At 69.4% G+C, this 17582-nt stretch carries 14 protein-coding genes; 3 read left to right on the forward strand and 11 right to left on the reverse strand.

Annotation, left to right across the window (positions count from 1 at the left end; all coding sequences use genetic code 11):
• Positions 1–3: 3 nt before the first annotated feature.
• The 9 genes from P8627_RS15745 to P8627_RS15785 form a co-directional block, all read right to left on the reverse strand.
• Positions 4–909, reverse strand: coding sequence for a dimethyl sulfoxide reductase anchor subunit family protein (locus tag P8627_RS15745; protein WP_279965202.1), 906 nt, complete (start codon positions 907–909; stop codon positions 4–6).
• Positions 909–1700 (reverse strand): 4Fe-4S dicluster domain-containing protein, encoded by a 792-nt coding sequence (locus P8627_RS15750; RefSeq protein ID WP_279965203.1) that lies wholly within the window; start codon positions 1698–1700, stop codon positions 909–911. The genes P8627_RS15745 and P8627_RS15750 overlap by 1 nt, the downstream gene beginning before the upstream one ends.
• A complete protein-coding gene (locus tag P8627_RS15755; protein ID WP_279965204.1) occupies positions 1700–4525 on the reverse strand; it encodes a molybdopterin oxidoreductase family protein in 2826 nt (941 codons plus the stop codon). The genes P8627_RS15750 and P8627_RS15755 overlap by 1 nt, the downstream gene beginning before the upstream one ends.
• 79 nt (positions 4526–4604) lie before the next feature.
• On the reverse strand, positions 4605–5714 hold the full coding sequence (locus P8627_RS15760; RefSeq protein ID WP_279965205.1) for an acetate/propionate family kinase: 1110 nt from the start codon (positions 5712–5714) through the stop codon (positions 4605–4607).
• Positions 5715–5739: 25 nt separating this feature from the next.
• Complete coding sequence (gene xsc / locus P8627_RS15765; RefSeq protein ID WP_279965206.1) at positions 5740–7512, reverse strand: sulfoacetaldehyde acetyltransferase; 1773 nt, start codon at positions 7510–7512, stop codon at positions 5740–5742.
• A gap of 102 nt (positions 7513–7614) precedes the next feature.
• The gene (locus P8627_RS15770; protein ID WP_279965207.1) at positions 7615–7863 is read right to left on the reverse strand and encodes a hypothetical protein; all 249 of its coding nucleotides are present in this window, start codon (positions 7861–7863) and stop codon (positions 7615–7617) included.
• 39 nt (positions 7864–7902) lie between these two features.
• Complete coding sequence (gene pdxR / locus P8627_RS15775; RefSeq protein ID WP_279965208.1) at positions 7903–9369, reverse strand: MocR-like pyridoxine biosynthesis transcription factor PdxR; 1467 nt, start codon at positions 9367–9369, stop codon at positions 7903–7905.
• A 61-nt stretch (positions 9370–9430) separates the two neighbouring features.
• Entirely contained in the window at positions 9431–10825 is a 1395-nt protein-coding gene (locus tag P8627_RS15780) for an aminotransferase family protein (protein WP_279965209.1), read from the reverse strand.
• A 129-nt stretch (positions 10826–10954) separates the two neighbouring features.
• Entirely contained in the window at positions 10955–11476 is a 522-nt protein-coding gene (locus P8627_RS15785; RefSeq protein WP_279967541.1) for a hypothetical protein, read from the reverse strand.
• Positions 11477–11769: 293 nt separating this feature from the next.
• Here P8627_RS15785 and P8627_RS15790 point away from each other — a divergent pair, with 293 nt between their 5' ends.
• From P8627_RS15790 to P8627_RS15800, 3 genes are all read left to right on the forward strand, one after another.
• Positions 11770–12783, forward strand: a complete 1014-nt coding sequence (locus P8627_RS15790; RefSeq protein ID WP_279965210.1) for a taurine ABC transporter substrate-binding protein — start codon at positions 11770–11772, stop codon at positions 12781–12783.
• Positions 12784–12864: 81 nt separating this feature from the next.
• Positions 12865–13668 (forward strand): taurine ABC transporter ATP-binding protein, encoded by an 804-nt coding sequence (locus tag P8627_RS15795; RefSeq protein ID WP_279965211.1) that lies wholly within the window; start codon positions 12865–12867, stop codon positions 13666–13668.
• A 10-nt stretch (positions 13669–13678) separates the two neighbouring features.
• A complete protein-coding gene (locus tag P8627_RS15800; RefSeq protein ID WP_279967499.1) occupies positions 13679–14929 on the forward strand; it encodes an ABC transporter permease subunit in 1251 nt (416 codons plus the stop codon).
• Positions 14930–14980: 51 nt separating this feature from the next.
• Here the strand turns inward: P8627_RS15800 and P8627_RS15805 are convergent, their stop codons facing one another.
• Both P8627_RS15805 and P8627_RS15810 read right to left on the reverse strand, forming a co-directional pair.
• Positions 14981–16198: an MFS transporter gene (locus P8627_RS15805; protein ID WP_279965212.1), complete on the reverse strand. Its 1218-nt coding sequence runs from the start codon at positions 16196–16198 to the stop codon at positions 14981–14983.
• A 51-nt stretch (positions 16199–16249) separates the two neighbouring features.
• Positions 16250–17497 (reverse strand): cobyrinate a,c-diamide synthase, encoded by a 1248-nt coding sequence (locus tag P8627_RS15810; protein WP_279965213.1) that lies wholly within the window; start codon positions 17495–17497, stop codon positions 16250–16252.
• Between the last annotated feature and the right edge of the window lie 85 nt (positions 17498–17582).

Raw genomic sequence — 17582 nt, forward strand, 5'->3', positions numbered from 1 at the left:
CCGTCAGGCCAGCGACCGCTCCGCCGAATTGGCGAGCAGGTTGCCATGCGCGCCGTAATAGAGCCCGACCACGTGCTCGGCCTCCGCGAAGAACAGCCAGCGCGAGGTGAGGACCCCGCCCAGATGCAGCAGGATCGCCAGCGCCGCCGTGCCGTGATGCATCGGGATCACCGTCAGCGCCGCGGGGATCGCCGCCATCGCGAGGATGGCGATGACGCGCAGCTTCAGCGCGTGGCGGCGCCCGACCTGATAGACCATCTCGCGGGTCAGGTAGTTCTCGCCGGTATGCGGCTTTTCCCACAGCGAAACTTGGCCCTTCAGCCGCGTCGCCGTGCGCATCGTCGTGCCCGCCTCGGCGAAGCGCCGGTCGCCCTTCCACCAATGCCAAAGCTGCGCGGCCCCGGCAGCCAGCAGCAGGAGCCCTGCGGCATTCGGGTTGCCCGACAGAAGCGCGCCCCCCGCGAGCGCCGCCAATAGGAACAGGACCGGCGTGCCCCACTGGTTCCAGCGCGGCACGGTCCGGAGCTGGGTGTAGATCATCGAGGTTGTGAAGACCGTGACCAGCGACAGCGCCGCGCCGAGCCAGCCCAGCGGCGCCAGCGTGACCCCCGCGAAGACCTGGGCCCCCGCGTAGACCGCCATAACCAGAAGCGCCGCGACGGCCGCCCACGCCTCGCGCGAGAGCCAGGAGGAGCGCCATTCGCGGAAGCTCTTGTAGCCGTTCTTCGGGTTCTTCAGATGCGCCGCCGCCGCCAGCAGCCCGCCTACCGACAACAGATAGGCGATCGCGTAGAAGACGAAGGCGACCCAGCCGGTGACGGTCGGCAGGCCCAGCCCGAGGAATACGAGGAGGCCGAAACCCGCGCCCGAGAGCGAGGAGAAGATGATGACGGATGGCGCGGGATGCATCAGATTTTCTCCAGCGTGCGGTCGAGCCAGCCGAGAAAGCCCTGCGGCGTCTCGGCCACCGGCGCGAGGAAGGGCGCGAGAACGTCCTCGCCCTCATCCGTCATCTCGGGCGCGGCGATAGTGTCCTTGGGGCGGGGCGGCAGGTACTTGTTGACCGGGACGGTGCCCTGCTCAGGCATCAGGTCGACGCCACCGCGCGCGGCGACAAGCCGGCTCACATCGCTGTCGGGATCGGACAGGTCCCCGAAATGCCGCGCACCCGCCGGGCAGGTGCGCACGCAGGCGGGCTGACGCTCGGTCTCGGGGATGTTCTCGTTGTAGATGCGGTCGACGCAGAGCGTGCATTTCTTCATCACGCCCGCCGCCTCGTCCACTTCGCGCGCGCCGTAGGGACAGGCCCAGGCGCAGAGGCCGCAGCCCATGCAGGCATCCTCGTTCACCAGCACGATCCCGTCCTCGACGCGCTTGTAGCTGGCGCCGGTGGGGCAGACCGTGACGCAGGGCGCGTCCTCGCAATGCAGGCAGGATTTCGGGAAATGCACCGTCTGCGCCAGCCGCGGCGGCACCACGTCCGAGATGGGCTGCGCGTCGGGCGTGACCTGGAAGGAGTGGATGCGATTCAGGAACGTGCCCGAGGCGTCGCCATAGGCATCCTGGTCCGATAGCGGTGCGCCGTAATTCTGCGTGTTCCAGCCCTTGCAGGCGGTGACGCATGCGTGACAGCCGACGCAGGTGTCGAGGTCGATGACGAGGCCGAGGCTGCGCTCGGTGGATGCGGGAAGCGTGGTCATCACGTCACCTCCCAGCGCAGGTCGTCGGGGCCTTCGCCCACCGGGCTGGCCTGCCGCCCCGTATCGGGCCGGGCGCGCCCGTCGGCGGGCGGCGCGACCTTCTCGATCGCGACCTTCAGGTCGAACCAGGCTGCCTGGCCGGTGATCGGATCCGAATTCGACCATCGCATCCCGTCCGCCTTGGGCGGCAGAAGCTCGTGGATCAGGTGGTTCAGCAGGAAGCCCTTCTCGGTCTCGGGCGCATCGTCACGCAGCGCCCAGGCGCCCTTGCGCTTGCCGATGGCGTTCCAGGTCCAGACCGTGTTGGCGTTGAGCGCGGGCATATGCGCGACCGGCACCACGATCTCGCCATGGGGCGAGGTCACGCGGGCCCAGTCGTCATCGGTGAAGCCATGCGCCTCCCACAGGTTCGTCGGCAGGTAGAGCGGGTTGCGCCCGTGGATCTGGCGCAGCCAGGCGTTCTGCGAGCCCCAGCTGTGATACATCGCGGCCGGACGCTGCGTCAGCGCGGTGATCGTGTATTTGCCGTCGCCGCCATGCGCCGCGGTCGGGTCCCACCAGATCGGCAACGGATCCATCGTCGCTTTGATGCGGGCGCGCAGGTGGTCGGGCGGCTGGCGGTCGCCATGGCCCTCGGCGGCCAGCTGGAAGCGGCGCAGCGGCTCGCACCAAAGCGTGAAGATGTAGGGCGCGGCCTTGTCGTAGAGGCCGAGCTCGACGGCCCAATCCTGGTAGGCGCGGTTCCACGGCTTATAGAACTGCGCCGCGTCCGGGATGTGGGCCACGCAATAGCCGCCATTCGCGATGTAGCGGTCGAGCTGCGCGGGGTTGGGCGCGCCGCGCCCGGTCTCCTCGCCATTGCCGCGCCAGCCCATCAGCGGGCCGACCCCGGGCCGGCGCTCATGGTTGACCATGTAATCGGCGTAATCCGCGAATTTCTGGCTGCCGTCCTCGGTCACGAAGCCCGGCAGGCCCAGCTTCGCGCCCAGCTCGATCAGCGCGGTCTGGAAGCCCTTCACGTCGCGGTCGGGTTCGACCACCGGCCAGCGGATCGCATCCGCCGCCGCCTCCGCCTCGCAGATCGGGCGGTCGAGCAGCGAGATGCAGTCATGCCGCTCCAGATAGGTCGTGTCGGGCAGGACGAGGTCGGCAAAGGCGACCGTCTCGGAGGAATAGGCGTCGGAATAGATGATATGCGGGATGACGTAGGAGCCGTCGGGCTTCTTGTCGGCCAGCATCTTCATCGTGCCGGACGTGTTCATCGACGAGTTCCACGCCATGTTCGCCATGTAGAGGAGCAGCGTGTCGATCTCGTAGGGATCGCCCGCATGGGCGTTCGAGATGACCATGTGCATCATCCCGTGGGCCGACATCGGGTTTTCCCAGGTGAAGGCCTTGTCGATGCGCGCGGGGCTGCCGTCCTCGCGCAGGCACAGGTCGTCGGGGCCGTGCACGAAGCCCAGATGCGGGCCGTCCAGCGGCGCGCCGGGCGTCACCTTGCAATGCGGCTTGGGATGGGCGGTGGCGGGCTTGGGGTAGGGCGGCTTGAAGCGGAAGCCGCCCGGCGTCTCGACCGAGCCGATCAGGATCTGCAGCAGGTGCAGCGCGCGGCAGGTCTGGAAGCCGTTGGCATGGGCCGAGATGCCCCGCATCGCGTGGAAGCTGACCGGGCGGCCGGTCATCGTCTTGTGCACGCGGCCGCGGAAATCGGTCCATTCCTGCTGCAGCTCGATCGCCTCGTCGAAGGCGACGCGCGCGATCGCGGCGGCCAGGGCGTGGATCCGGCCGGCGGGGATGCCGGTGCGCTCGGCCACGGCCTCGGGCGCGTATTCGGGGGTCAGGTACTTGTGGGCGAGGTGGTGGAACACCGTGCGGTGGGTGACGCCGTCCTGCTCCCACGCGCCGTTGAGCGCGGGCTCCACGTCCTCGGCATCGTAGCAGCGGGGCCGGTTCTCCTTGCGGCACCAGACCAGCGCGTGGCCGTCATCATCCTTCAGCGGCAGGCCCTCGGTCGGGCCGGGCCGCGCGTCGATCAGCACCGGCGCGTCGGTGAACTGCGCGAGGTAGTCGAGGTCGATCTTGCCGGCCTTCAGCAGGCAATGCACCAGGCTCAGGATCAGCAGCCCGTCGGTGCCCGGCGTCACGCCGAACCAGTCGTCGGCCACCGCATTGTAGCCCGAGCGCACGGGGTTCACGCCGACGACACGGCCGCCATGGCCCTTCATCCGGCCGATGCCCATCTTGATCGGGTTGCTGTCGTGATCCTCGGCCACGCCGAACAGGATGAAGAGCTTGGTGCGCTCCCAGTCGGGCTGACCGAATTCCCAGAAGGCGCCGCCCATCGTGTAGATGCCGCCCGCCGCCATGTTGACCGAGCAGAAGCCGCCATGCGCGGCGTAATTGGGCGTCCCGAAGGCCTGCGCCCACCAGGAGGTGAAGCTCTGCGATTGGTCGCGGCCGGTGAAGAAGGCGAGCTTCGACGGATCGGTCTCGCGGATCGGCCTGAGCCAGGAGGCCGCGATCTCGTAGGCCTCGTCCCAGGAGATCTCCTCGAACTTGCCCTCGCCGCGCTCGCCCACGCGCTTGAGCGGCGCGCGCAGCCGGGCGGGGGCGTTGTGCTGCATGATGCCCGCAGAGCCCTTCGCGCAGAGCACGCCGCGATTGACCGGGTGGTCGCGATTGCCCTCGATATAGGCGACGCGGTCGCGCCCGCCATCGGTCTTGACGTGGACGTCGATCCCGCAGCGGCAGGCGCACATGTAGCAGGTCGTCTTGCGGACCTCGTCACCCACCTTCGGATGCAGGTTCACCTTCGGCTGGTTCATGGCGTCCTCCCCGGTCCCGGGATCACAGAACCAGCCCATGAAAGCGCTTGCAAGGGCCGGGGATGTCGCGGGGCCGGATTCAAGACGCCAGCAGGGCGCGCGCGTCGCGGGCGAGCGTGCGCTCCTCCTCGGCCGGGACGATCCAGGCGGCGACGGGGCTTTCGGGCGCGTGCAGCGCGGGCGGCGCGCCGCCGGGGACGAGGCCCGTCCAGCGCAGCCCGTCGAGGATCGCGCGGCGCAGCCCGGCATCGTTCTCGCCGATGCCCCCGGTGAAGGCCACGGCGTCCAGCCCGCCCATCGCCGCGATAAGCGCGCCGGCGTGGCGGATGCAGGCATGGGTGAAATGCGCGCGGGCCAGCCGGGCCGCGGGGTCCTTGCGGGCGGCCAGCGCGCGCATGTCCGACGCGCCGCCCAGCGACAGGAGGCCCGCGCCGCGATTGAGCCGCGCGGCCGCGCCGTCGATGCCGTGGACGCGCGCCAGTTCGAGCACCGCCATCGGGTCGATATCGCCCGAGCGCGTGCCCATCGTCAGGCCCGAGGTCGGCGAATAGCCCATCGTCGTCGCCACCGACGCCCCGTCGCGGATCGCGCAAGCCGAGGCGCCGTTGCCCAGATGCAGCGCCAGGAGGCGCCGGGGCAGGCGGCCCGCCGCACGCAGGCTGTCGACCAGCCCGGCATAGCTGATCCCGTGGAAGCCGTAGCGGCGCAGCCCGCGCGCGCGATCCTCCGCGGGAATGGCGTAGATCCGCTCGACCTCGGGCTGGGTGGCGTGGAAGGCCGTGTCGAAGCCCGCGACCTGCGGCAGATCGGGGGCTAGCGACCCGAGCGCGCGGATCGCGGCCAAGTTGTGCGGGTTGTGGAGCGGCGCCAACGGGATGCAGGCCGCGATGCCGTCGATGATCTCGGGCGTGACGCGGACCGTGCCGGTGAAGCGGTCGCCGCCATGCACGACGCGATGCGCGGCGGCGGTCAGGCGGTCGGGGCCATGGCCGCGCACCGCCAGCACGTCGAGGATCAGGGCGATCGCGCCGTCATGGTCCGGCGCCGCCGCGGCGGCCTCCTCCGGGCCGACCCGCAGCCGGGCCGCGCCGCCGATCTCCGTGACGCTGCCGGAGAGGATGTCTTTCAGATCAGCATCGTAGAGCGCGAACTTCACGCTGCTGGAGCCGGCATTGACGACCAGCATCATGGCGCAAGTCCCGCGGCCTCCGGGATCACTCCGCCGCCATGTCCGCCGCCGCCACGCCGGCCACGCGCACCGGCTTCTTCATCGCGTCGCGGCGGAAGGGCTCGCCCAGCTCCTGGTTGAGCATGACCTCGATCAGCGTGGTCGTGTTGTCCTGCATCTGCGCGCGGATCGCCTCGCGCAGCGCCTCGGTCGTCTCCTCCATGGTGCGGACCTGCACGCCCTTCAGGCCGCAGGCCTGCGCGATGCCGGCATAGCTCACCTTGGTGTCGAGCTCGGTGCCCACGAAATTGTCGTCGAACCAGAGCGTCGAGTTCCGCTTCTCGGCGCCCCATTGGTAGTTGCGGAACACGACCTGCGTGATCGCGGGCCATTCCTCGCGGCCGATCGCGGTCAGTTCGGTCACCGCGATGCCGAAGGCGCCGTCGCCCGCGAAGCCCACGACCGGCACGTCCGGCTGCCCGATCTTGGCGCCCACGATCGAGGGCAGGCCGTAGCCGCAGGGCCCGAAGAGGCCGGGGGCAAGATATTTCCGGCCCGCGTCGAAATCGGGATAGGCGTTCCCGATGGCGCAGTTGTTGCCGATGTCGCTGGAGATGATCGCCTCGCGCGGCAGGGCGGACTGGATCGCGCGCCACGCCATGCGCGGGCTCATCCAGTCGGGCTTGGCGGCGCGGGCGCGCTCGTTCCAGGTAGTGCCGGGATCGTCCTCCTCGTGATCCATTGAGGCGAGCTGCTGCTTCCAGGCCGATTTCACCTGCCCGATCCGGTCGCGGCGCGCCTGGCGCTCGTGGTCGCCGGCATGGTCGGACAGGTTCGCGAGGATGCCATGCGCGACCTTGGCCGCGTCGCCGACGATGCCGACGGTGACCTTCTTCGTCAGCCCGATCCGGTCGGGGTTGATGTCGACCTGGATGATCTTCGCATCCGCCGGCCAGTAATCCATCCCGTAGCCCGGCAAGGTCGAGAAGGGGTTCAGCCGGGTCCCGAGCGCCAGGACGACATCGGCGTCGCGGATCAGCTCCATCGCCGCCTTCGAGCCGTTATAGCCCAGCGGGCCGGCAAAAAGCGGGTGGGTGCCGGGGAAGGCGTCGTTGTGCTGATAGCCGACGCAGACCGGCGCATCGAGCCGCTCGGCCAGCGCCATCGAGGCGGCGATCCCGCTCTCGGACAGCACCACGCCCGCACCGTTCAGGATGACTGGGTTCTTCGCACTATCAATCAGTTGCGCGGCGGTCTTCACGCTGTTTTCGCCGCCGGGCGAGACCTCGAATTCGATCGGGTCGGGGATCTCGATATCGACGACCTGGGTCCAGAAATCGCGCGGCACGTTGATCTGCGCGGGCCCCGAAAGGCGCTTGGCCTTCGAGATCACGCGCGCCAGCACCTCGGCGATGCGGGACGGGTCGCGCACCTCCTCCTGGTAGGCGACCATGTCCTCGAACAGCTTCATCTGCTCGACCTCCTGGAAGCCGCCCTGGCCGATGGTCTTGTTGGCGGCCTGCGGCGTGACCAGCAGGAGCGGGGTGTGGTTCCAGTAGGCGGTCTTCACCGCGGTCACGAAATTGGTGATGCCGGGGCCGTTCTGGGCGATCATCATCGACATCTCGCCGGTGGCGCGGGTGTAGCCGTCGGCCATGAACCCGGCCGAGCCCTCATGCGCGGCGTCCCAGAAGGTGATGCCGGCGGAGGGGAAGATGTCGGAGATCGGCATCATGGCCGAGCCGATGATGCCGAAGGCGTGACGGATCCCGTGACGCTGCAGCGTTTTGACGAAGGCTTCCTCGGTGGTCATCTTCATGGCGCGTCCTCCCCTGGCGGCTTCGCCGCTTCGGTAGTCTTGCCGGAGATGCGCGCGTAGGGCCAGACGCAACGCGGTCTTAGGGCCAGTCCTGCCCGAGCGTCAGTCGCGGTCGGGATCGTGATTGCGGTCGCGGATCGCCAGAAGCCGCGTCGCCGCCGCCGCCGGCGTCATCACCGAGACCAGCGCGACCCACAGCACCCAGAGCGCGATCTGCCCGCCCTCTACCGTCGCGAAGAGCGAGCCCAGCCGGCCGATGTCGAACCAGACCAGCGCGCAGACTTCGGCGGTCGCGAGGATCAGGCCTGCGGCCAGCGCGTCGAGCCAGAATTGATGGGGCTTCGGTGTCATGTCGGGGAGGTAGCGGCCCGCCTCATGCCGGCAAGCGGGTCAGCGCATTTCCGCCCCGGCCTCGGCGATGCGGCGGATGCCCTCGGGAATGTCGGGGCTGGCGATGGAGGAATAGGCCAGCCGGTAATGCGTGCCCGGATCTCGCCCCGGCCCGAAGAAGGCGCCGGCCGGCTCGATCAGGACCTGCCGCTCGCGCAGCCGCGCCGCCAATTCGTCGGATCGCACGCCGTCGGGCGCGCGCATCCAGAAGGAGGAGCCGCCGAAATTGCTCGCCCCGGCGAGGCTTAGCCCGTGCTCGGCGATGGCGGCCTCGGTCACGGAACGGCGGTCGCGATAGGCGCGCGCCATCTTCTGGACCTGCGCGTCGTAATGGCCTTGCGCCAGGAAATAGGCGGCGGCGCGCTGCGTGTGCCCGGGCACGTGGCGCAGGATCAGCGACCGCAGCGTCCGCGCCTCGCGGATCAGCGGCTCGGGTGCGACCATGTAGCCCAGCCGCAGACCGGGGAAGAGCGATTTGGCAAAGCTGCCGATATAGACCACGCGCCCGCCGGTATCGAGGGATTTGAGCGCCGGCGCGGGCGAGGCGGCGAAGGCCAGCTCGAACTCGTAATCGTCCTCGACGACGATGAAATCGTCGCGCTCGGCCCGCTCCAGCAAGGCGCGCCGTCGCTCCAGCGGCATCGTCGCGGAGGTGGGGCAGTGATGCGACGGCGTCACGAACAGGACGTCGGTCCCGGCCGGCACGGCATCGGGCGGCAGGCCCTGCGCGTCGACCTCGACGGCGGCGGTGTTGCAGCGCGACAGGTGCAGCACCTCGCGCAGCGCGGGATAGCAGGGATGCTCCATCACCGCGTTGCGCCGCTGCGTCAGCAGGATCTGCGCCACGATCCAGAGCGCGTTCTGCGCCCCCATCGTAACCAAAACCTGGCCGGGCTCGGCCCGGATGCCGCGGCGCGGCAGGATCTGGCGGGTGATCTGGTCCAGAAGCTGCGGGTCGTCGCGCCCGTAGCTGTCGGCCGTCAGGACCTCGAAATCCCGCGCGCCCAGCGCCTGCAACGCGCAGCGCCGCCAGGAGGAATGATCGAAGAGCCGCGGATCGGTCTGGCCGTAGATGAACGGGTAGCGGTAGCGGCGCCAATCCTCCGGGCGCGACAGGACGGGCGCCTCGGGAAAGCGCTGGCCGATGGCGCGGGTCCAGTCGACCTGGCTCGGCACCGGCTCGGGCGGGTCGGGGAAGACCGGCGGCTGCGGCGCGGTCTCGGACACGAAATAGCCCGAGCGGCCTCGCGCCGTCAGGTAGTCGCCCGCGACGAGCTCGGTATAGGCCAGCGTCACGGTGATGCGGCTGATGCCCAGATGCCGGGCCAGCCCGCGGGTCGAGGGCATGCGGTCGCCGGGCCGCAGCCGTCCCGACAGGATGCCGGCGGTCACCAGCTCCTGCAGCTGGCGCTGCAGGGTGCCGGGATGCGCGGGATCGAGCTGGAAGGTCTCGACGGGAATGGGCATGGCTGGACCTATCGGCGGCTCAGCCTGGACTTATCCCATTCCCGCGTTGGTGCAAGGGCCGTCAGCCGAAGACGCGGCCCAGCGCGGCATCGACCGAGGCGGTGATCGCGTCGATATCGTCCGCCGTGGCGATCAGCGCCGGGCTGAACAGGAGCGTGTTGTTGAAGCCGGGGAGGGAGCGGTTCGAGGCGCCGATCACGACGCCCTGCTGCATGCAATCCGCGACGACGGCCTTCACCTTCGCCTCGTCGGCCGGCGTCTTCGCGGCCCGGTCGGAGACGAGCTCGGCGCCTGCGAAAAGCCCCTTGCCGCGCACCTGGCCGATCACCGCGTGTTTCTCGGAAAGGGCCTCGAGATTGCCCACCAGCCGTTCGCCCATCGCGGCGCAATTGGCCAGCAGGTCCTCGCGCTCGATGATCGCCATGTTCTCCAGCGCCGCCGCCGGGCCCGCGGTGCAGCCGCCGAAGGTCGAGACGTCGCGGAAATAGCCCAGGTGGTCGTCGGGCTTATCCTTGAACATCTCGAACACGGCCTCGGTCGTCACCATGCAGGAGATCGCCGCGTAGCCCGAGGCGACGCCCTTCGCCATGGTCACGAAATCGGGCTGGATGCCGTAATGCTGGTAGCCGAACCATTCGCCGGTGCGGCCCACGCCGCAGACGACCTCGTCGATATGCAGCAGCAGGTCGTATTTCTTCACGATCTCGGCCACCCGCTCCCAGTAGCCCGGGGGCGGCACGATCACGCCGCCGCCGGCCGTGATCGGCTCGAGGCAGAGCGCGCCGACGGTGTCGGGACCTTCGGCGAGGATGACCTCCTCGATGGCGTCGGCGGCGCGGCGGCCGTAATCCTCGCCCGACAGGTCCCCCCATCCCTGGTCGGAGGCACGGTATTCCAGGCAATGCGGCACCCGCACGAAGCCTGGCGTGAAGGGCCCGTATTGCGCGTTGCGCTCGTCCTGTCCGCCGGCGGAGAGGTTGGCGATGGTCGTGCCGTGATAGTCGCGCTCGCGGTAGAGGATCTTCCACTTCCGCCCGCCATGCTGCCGATGGCTGATCTGGCGGATCATCTTGAACGCCTTCTCGTTCGCCTCGGAGCCCGAATTTGCATAGAAGACGCGGCTCATGCCCGGCATCTTGGCGATCAGCCGCTCGGCGAAGCGCGAGCCGGGGATCGAGCCCAGCGTCTGCGCAAAAAAGTTCATCTTCACCAGCTGGTCGCGCACGGCGTTGGCGATGCTTTCGCGCCCGTAGCCCACGTTGACCGTCCAGACCCCGCCCGAGACGGCGTCGAGATGTTCCTTGCCGTGCTGGTCCCAGACGCGCATGCCCTTGCCCTCGACGATGATCCGGGGATCGGTCGTCTCGAGCGATTTGTGCGGCATCAGGTGGTGCCAGATATGCGCGCGGTCGGCCTCGACCACGGCGGACATGTCGTTGGGGGTCAGGTGATCCATGATGCAACCTCCGGGGCGCGGTCGCGCCGCGCGGGCGCGTGTCGTTTACGATCGCCGGATAAGCACATGGATTGCAAGGGGCGGATAGGGCCAGCGCGGGGCTGGCCCTATGGCCAGATATGGAAGGGATCAGCCTTCAGGGTAGGCCTCGTGATAGGCGGCGATGGTCGCATCAATCGTCGCGTGCTCCTCCGGGATTTCGATGCCGCGCGCGACGGCGACGTCGCGGGAGGCCGCGGCGTAGTCGATGTATTCCTGCGCCAGGGATTGATTGCCCGAGCTGAGGGCCTCGGCGGCGTCGGCCGCGCCGCTGGCGACGAAAGCCAGGACGTCCGCGTCCGAGAAGGCGTAGGCGCCGCCGACGCCATCCGCATAGGTCATCAGGCCGCTGTATTGGCCGTCGTAGTGCAGCTGGTTGAAGGCGGAGTAGGCCGAGCCCGCGGCATCGGCGATGGCGCCGAACGACGTCGCGATGATGTCGTCGGCTTCCAGCTGGCTCTGCATGTCGCCCGAGACGTCCTGCACGCCGGTCGAGACGACGCCCATCACGGCGAGGCCGAGGCCCACGAGGGCGGCGGTCAGCACGACCCAGTCGACGGTGACGGCGCCGGATTCGGCTTCGAGGAAGGAGGGCTGGATGGGATCGGGCATTTCGGCAGGCCTTTTGATGAATGGTGGCATCGCTCCTGGGAAGGGCATCGGGCGGAAGAACGGCGGGAAAGGCGGCGTTTTCTTGACGTTAAGGTTAATACGCGCCGATCCGCGCCCACGGGAATGAGGCCAGAGGCCCCCGCGTGTTAAGTCCAGAACCCCCGGTCGGTTGTCAGATCGCTTCGCCCCCGCCTAGGCTTCCCCTGCGTGATCGCGCGCCCATGGCTGCGACCGCGCCAAGGATGGCCGCATCGATGCCGTCCAAAGCCGAACACCAACCGGGAGACGTCATCATGACCCTGAAATCGAAACTGCTGGGCGCGACCGCCGCCCTGACCGCGCTGACCGGCGCCCAGAGCGCGCTGCCCGACGCGCATATGACCGAGATCACCGTCGCCTATTTCCTCGAATGGCCGATGCCGTTCCAGGCCGCAAAGGTCGCGGGCACCTACGAAGAGGAGATGGGCGTCGACATCAATTGGGTGGCCTTCGACACCGGCACCGCGATGTCCGCCGCGATGGCCTCGGGCGACGTGCAGATCGCCGTAAGTCAGGGCGTGCCGCCCTTCGTCGTCGCGACCTCTGCCGGGCAGGACCTGAAGGCCGTGGACGTGGCCGTCAGCTATTCCGACAACGACAATTGCGTCGTCGCCTCCGCGCTCGAGATCGACAAGGACACCGCGTCCGACCTCGCCGGCAAGCGCGTGGCCGTGCCGATCGGCACCGCGGCGCATTACGGCTTCCTGAGCCAGATGAACCATTTCGGCGTCGACATCTCGACCATGGAGGTCGTGGACATGGCCCCCGCCGAGGGCGCCGCGGCGCTGGCGCAGGGCTCGCTCGACATGGCCTGCGGCTGGGGCGGGGCGCTGCGCCGCATGAAGGAGCATGGCAACGTTCTGCTGACCGGCGCCGAGAAGGAAGAGCTGGGCATCCTGGTCTTCGACGTGACCTCGGCGCCGGCCGATTTCGTGGCCGAGAACCCGGACCTGCTGGCCAAATTCCTGGAAGTGACGGCCGAGGCCAACGCCACCTGGAACGCCGGCGGCCCCGAGGCCGAGGCGATGATCCCGGTGATCGCGCAGGATGCGGGCATGGACGAGCAGGCGACCCGCGACACGATGGCGACCTTCGTCTTCCCCTCGGTCGAGGAGCAGCTGACCGAGAAGTGGCTCGGCGGCGGCGCGCAGAACTTCATGAAGGGCGTCGCGGGCGTCTTCACCGAGGCCGGCTCGATCCCCGAGGCGCTGGATACCTACGAGAACGCGGTCGATACCGGCCCGCTTTCCACCGCGCAGGCCATGTGACCCGATGACCATGCCCCGGGGGCGGTGCGCCGCCCCCGGATCCCCCGGGACGGACAGACCAACGAGAAACGGAGCCCGCCCATGACGGGATTGTCGATCGAGAACATCTCGATGCGGTTCGACCTGCCCAATGGCAGTTTCGTGCAGGCGCTTCAGGACGTCTCGCTGGATCTGAAGGCGGGCGAGCTGATGAGCGTGCTGGGGCCGTCGGGCTGCGGCAAGACCACCCTTCTCAACATCGTGGCGGGCTTCCTCGCGCCGACCGAGGGGCGGATCGTGCTGAACGGGCACGAAGTGAAGGGGCCCGATGCCGAGCGTGGCATGGTGTTCCAGCAAGGCGCCCTCTTCGAATGGATGAGCGTGCGCGAGAATGTCGAGTTCGGCCCGCGCATGAAGGGCACCCCCGCCTCGGAACGGCGCGCCAATTCCGATCACCTGCTCGAGATCACGGGGCTGAAGGATTTCAAGGATAAGGCCATCTACGAGCTGTCGGGCGGGATGCAGCAGCGCGTGGCGCTGGCGCGCTGCCTCGCCAACGATCCCGACGTGATCCTGATGGACGAGCCGCTGGGCGCGCTCGACGCGCTGACGCGCGAGAAGATGCAAGGCCTGGTGCTGCGGCTCTGGAAGGAGACCGGCAAGACCGTCATCCTGATCACCCACTCCGTCGAGGAGGCGCTGCTTCTGGGCGAGCGGCTCATCGTCATGGCCCCGCGGCCCGGCCGCATCCACCGCGAATACCGCCTGCCCTTCGCCGAGGCCGGGGTCGGCGCGGATCTGCGCGAGGTGAAGAAGATGCCCGAATTCGGCCAACGCCGCGAGGAGATCCTGTCGATGATCTGGGAGATGGAAGAAGAGATCATGGGCCGGACGGAGAACGCCTGACATGACCGGACTGATCCTTCTCGCCCTCTATGTCGCGCTCTTCATCGCCTCGATGGTCGCGGTGGGCTTCGCCACGCGCAACCGCAAGCCCCGGGATTTCACGGCGCTCAAGACGGTAACTTTCGGCGACGAGACCGCCGTGCGCCCCAACCGCGCCGCCTCGATCATCTCGGTCGTGGTGATCTTCCTGCTCTGGGGGGCCTTCACGGGCTCGCGATGGGCGCCAATCCACGTGCCCGGGGCCTTCACGGGCGAGTCGAGCTTCACCTACACGGCGCAGGATGCCGGCGGCGCGACCGACGACGCGATGGTCACCTTCATCGTCCACGAGGTCGGGGCGGATGTCGAAGCGCCACAGATCCCCGAGGGCGACGGCTTCGCCAAGAACGACGCGGGCCTGATCGGGGCCTACCGGTCCGAGCTGTTCCGCGTCACGCGCAACGACGGCGAAGGCGTCGAAGTCGTGGCCGTCGAGGGCCAGCCCATCGCGCCGGGCCAGACCGTGCAGGTCGAGCGCGCCTCGGTGACGATGACACCGCGCGGCTCGCTCAACGTCGCGCCCGCGACGGGCCTGCAGATGGAGTCGATCTGGCTGCCCGCCCCCGAGGAGGTCGTCGCCGCCTTCATCGAGATCGCCTCGGACGGCTACCAGAACTTCACCCTGGCCGAGCATCTGGGCTGGTCGCTGATCCGCGTTCTGGTGGGCTTTGCCATCGGGGCCGCCGTCGGCATCCCGCTGGGCTATGCGATGGGCCTCTCGGGCTGGTTCCGCGGCTGGTTCGACCCGATCGTCGAATTCATGCGCCCGGTGCCGCCGCTGGCGCTGATCCCGCTGGTCATCATCTGGTTCGGCATCTGGGAGACGGGCAAGATCGTGCTCCTGTTCCTCGCCGCGCTCTGGATCATGGCGATCGCCGCGCGGGCGGGCGTGTCGGGGGTGAACATCACCAAGGTCCACGCGGCCTATTCGCTGGGCGCCTCCAAGTGGCAGATCCTGCGCCACGTCATCATCCCCAACTCGCTGCCCGAGATCTTCACCGGCGCGCGGGTGGCGATGGGAGTGTGCTGGGGCACGGTGGTCGCCGCCGAGCTGGTCGCCGCGCAGAAGGGGGCGGGCATGATGATCATCGCCGCGTCCAAGTTCCAGCAGACCTATATCGTGCTGATGGGCATCATCCTGATCGGCCTGATCGGCTACGGCATCGATATCCTGATGCGCAAGGCCGAGAACTGGCTGGTCCCGTGGAAGGGGCGGAGCTGAGCGGGCCGGCCTTGTAGCCTCGGCTGGGCGGCGAAGCTCCCGCCCGCCCGGTCAGGCCTCCCGCGTGCGCAGCTTCAGCGAGATGAGCGCGGCGCCGGCCAGCGTCAGGAAGGGCAGCATGGCGAGGTTCACCGCCGTCCAGCCCGACACCGCATCGCCGGCCGAGCCCATCAGCCCGCCCGAGGACAGCGAGGCCAGCGTGACCATCCCGAAGACCATCAGGTCGTTCAGGCCCTGCACGGTCCCCCGCTCCTCGGGGCGGTGATTGGCGGTCAGCATGGCGGTCGCGCCGATGAAGCCGAAATTCCAGCCGAGCCCCAGCAGGATCAGCGCGCCGTAGAAATTCACCAGCTCGACCCCCGTCAGCGCGACGCCGCCCGCCGCGGCCAGCGCCAGAAGGCCCGCGCCGATGATCCGCGTCGTGCCGAACCGCGCGATGAGGTGGCCGGTGAAGAAGCTGGGCGCGTACATCGCGATGACGTGGGCCGAGACGATATCGGCCGCGTTCGCCGTGGCGAAGCCGCAGCCCACGACGGCCAGCGGCGTCGAGGTCATCACCAGGTTCATCAGCGCGTAGCTGACCATCGCGCAGATCACCGACACGACGATCGCCGGCTCGCGCAGAAGCTCCAGCCGCGTGCGCCCGCGCGGCGCGTCATGGGCGGGCTTGGGCGGCTTCGGGATGTCGAGCAGGAAGAACAGCCACAGGCCCAGCAGATTCAGCACGATCACCGCGCCATAGGTGTAGAGGAACGGGATCACCGTGGCATCCGCGGTCCATTTGACGATCTGCGGCCCGATGAAGGCCGAGATCAGCCCGCCCGCCATCACGTAGCTGATCGCCTTGGGCCGGAACGCGTCCGAGGCCGTGTCGGTCGCCGCGAAGCGGTAGAAGCCCAGCGTCGACATGAAGATGCCGGTGAGAAAAGCGCCGGCCAGGAAGACCAGGAAGCTGGAGAACAGAAGCCCCGTCACCGACAGCGCCGCACCGCAGGCCCCCGCCAGGGCGCCCAGCACGAAGCCGAAGCGGCGGCCCTTCGCCTGCATCAGCGGGCTGATCCAGGGCGCCGTCGTCATCGAACCGAAGACGATCAGGCTGATCGGCAGCGTCGCCAGCAGCGGCGTGGGCGCGAGCGTCATGCCGGCCAGCCCGCCCACGACGAAATTCGCCGGAAGCTGCGCGCCGAGGATCGCCTGCGCGGCGACAAGTACGGCGACGTTGCGCTTGGCGCGGGTGTCCGCGAGCGGGGTGTCGGGGATGGCCGTCATGCGGATCGTCTAGCCCGCGGCGCGCGCCCGGACCAGAGCGGCTTTGTGCCGCTACATCGCCTCCGGCGCGATCAGATGCGCGAAGGACCCCATGGCCGCGCCGTCGCGCAGGCCCATCGCCGGCAGCGCCACGCCCTCGGCATCCGCGGCCTCGAAAAGCGGCGGGCCATCGGCGCGCAGCGTCGTGGCGTAATGGAATTCGTGCCCCGCCCAATGCCCCGCGAACGGGCCGTGCAACGCGTGCAGATGGCGATAGCCCAGGTGCAGCCGGCGTTCGGCGAAGCTGGTCTCCAGCCGCAGAAGCCCCGCCATCGCGTGACGGGTGCCCTCGGCATCCACCAGCCCGTCGCCCATCACCATGTAGCCGCCGCATTCGCCGAAGACGGGACGGTCCTTGAGCGAGGCGAGGAAGCGCCCGGCGGCGGCGATGCGCCCGGCATGAAGCTCGGGATAGCCGCCGGGCAGGTAGACGAGATCGGCCTCCGGGGCGGGTTCGTCCTCCAGCGGGGCGAAAGCGACGATCTCCGCCCCCGCGCGGCGCCAGCCGTCCAAGAGATGCGGATAGGCGAAGGCGAAGGCGGCGTCGCGGGCGATTGCGATGCGCTGCGCCGGCGGGGCGAAGACGGGCGGCGCCGCCTCGGGCAGGGGGGCGGCGAGCGCCGCCAGCGCTTCTAGGTCGACATCGCGCGCCATGGTGGCGCCGGCATGGGCGAGATAGGCGTTGAGATCGGGCCGCTCGCCCGCCGGGACCAGCCCCAGATGGCGCGCGGGCGCGGCGAGGCCCGGGTCGCGCGGAACGGCGCCGAGGACGGGCAGGGGGCAGGCGGCGCGCAGCATCGTTTCGTGCCGGTCGGACCCCACCCGGTTCAGGATGACGCCCGCGACCCGAACCCGCGGATCGTGCCCCGCGAACCCCGCGACCAGCGGGCCGATGGACTGGGCCATCCGAGCCGCGTCGACCACCAGCACCACCGGCAGGTCCAGCATCCGCGAGAGATCGGCCACCGACCCGCGGCCCGCGGGCGGCGCGCCGTCGAAAAGGCCCATCGCGCCCTCGATCAGCAGAAGGCCCGGCCCGGCGGCGAGGCCCGCGATGGCCTCGGGCGTCATCGCCCAGGCATCGAGATTGGGGCAGGGCGCGCCGCAGGCGGCCTCGTGAAAGCGGGGGTCGATATAGTCGGGTCCGGATTTCGCGCCCCGGACCGCTTCGCCCCGGTCCCGGAAGGCGCGCAGAAGGCCCAGCGTCACGGTCGTCTTGCCCGCGCCGGAGCTCGGGGCGGCGAGGATCAGGCCCGGCATGATCGGCCTCCGGATGCGGCGCGATGCGGCGGCGACAGGTCGCGCCGCGCGGCAGCGGATTCATGGATCGACCGGCGCGCGGGGC

Origin of the sequence: Jannaschia sp. GRR-S6-38, from assembly GCF_029853695.1 — a bacterium.
Lineage (GTDB): Bacteria > Pseudomonadota > Alphaproteobacteria > Rhodobacterales > Rhodobacteraceae > Jannaschia > Jannaschia ovalis.

Bases quoted from the DNA above. Each gene is read 5' to 3' on its own strand.
- P8627_RS15795 (WP_279965211.1), top strand. From the start codon at position 12,865: ATGACGGGATTGTCGATCGAGAACATCTCGATGCGGTTCGACCTGCCC.
- P8627_RS15780 (WP_279965209.1), bottom strand. From the start codon at position 10,825: ATGGATCACCTGACCCCCAACGACATGTCCGCCGTGGTCGAGGCCGAC.
- P8627_RS15750 (WP_279965203.1), bottom strand. From the start codon at position 1,700: ATGACCACGCTTCCCGCATCCACCGAGCGCAGCCTCGGCCTCGTCATC.
- P8627_RS15755 (WP_279965204.1), bottom strand. From the start codon at position 4,525: ATGAACCAGCCGAAGGTGAACCTGCATCCGAAGGTGGGTGACGAGGTC.
- xsc (WP_279965206.1), bottom strand. From the start codon at position 7,512: ATGAAGATGACCACCGAGGAAGCCTTCGTCAAAACGCTGCAGCGTCAC.
- P8627_RS15745 (WP_279965202.1), bottom strand. From the start codon at position 909: ATGCATCCCGCGCCATCCGTCATCATCTTCTCCTCGCTCTCGGGCGCG.
- P8627_RS15790 (WP_279965210.1), top strand. From the start codon at position 11,770: ATGACCCTGAAATCGAAACTGCTGGGCGCGACCGCCGCCCTGACCGCG.
- P8627_RS15810 (WP_279965213.1), bottom strand. From the start codon at position 17,497: ATGCCGGGCCTGATCCTCGCCGCCCCGAGCTCCGGCGCGGGCAAGACG.
- P8627_RS15760 (WP_279965205.1), bottom strand. From the start codon at position 5,714: ATGATGCTGGTCGTCAATGCCGGCTCCAGCAGCGTGAAGTTCGCGCTC.
- pdxR (WP_279965208.1), bottom strand. From the start codon at position 9,369: ATGCCCATTCCCGTCGAGACCTTCCAGCTCGATCCCGCGCATCCCGGC.
- P8627_RS15785 (WP_279967541.1), bottom strand. From the start codon at position 11,476: ATGCCCGATCCCATCCAGCCCTCCTTCCTCGAAGCCGAATCCGGCGCC.
- P8627_RS15770 (WP_279965207.1), bottom strand. From the start codon at position 7,863: ATGACACCGAAGCCCCATCAATTCTGGCTCGACGCGCTGGCCGCAGGC.
- P8627_RS15805 (WP_279965212.1), bottom strand. From the start codon at position 16,198: ATGACGGCCATCCCCGACACCCCGCTCGCGGACACCCGCGCCAAGCGC.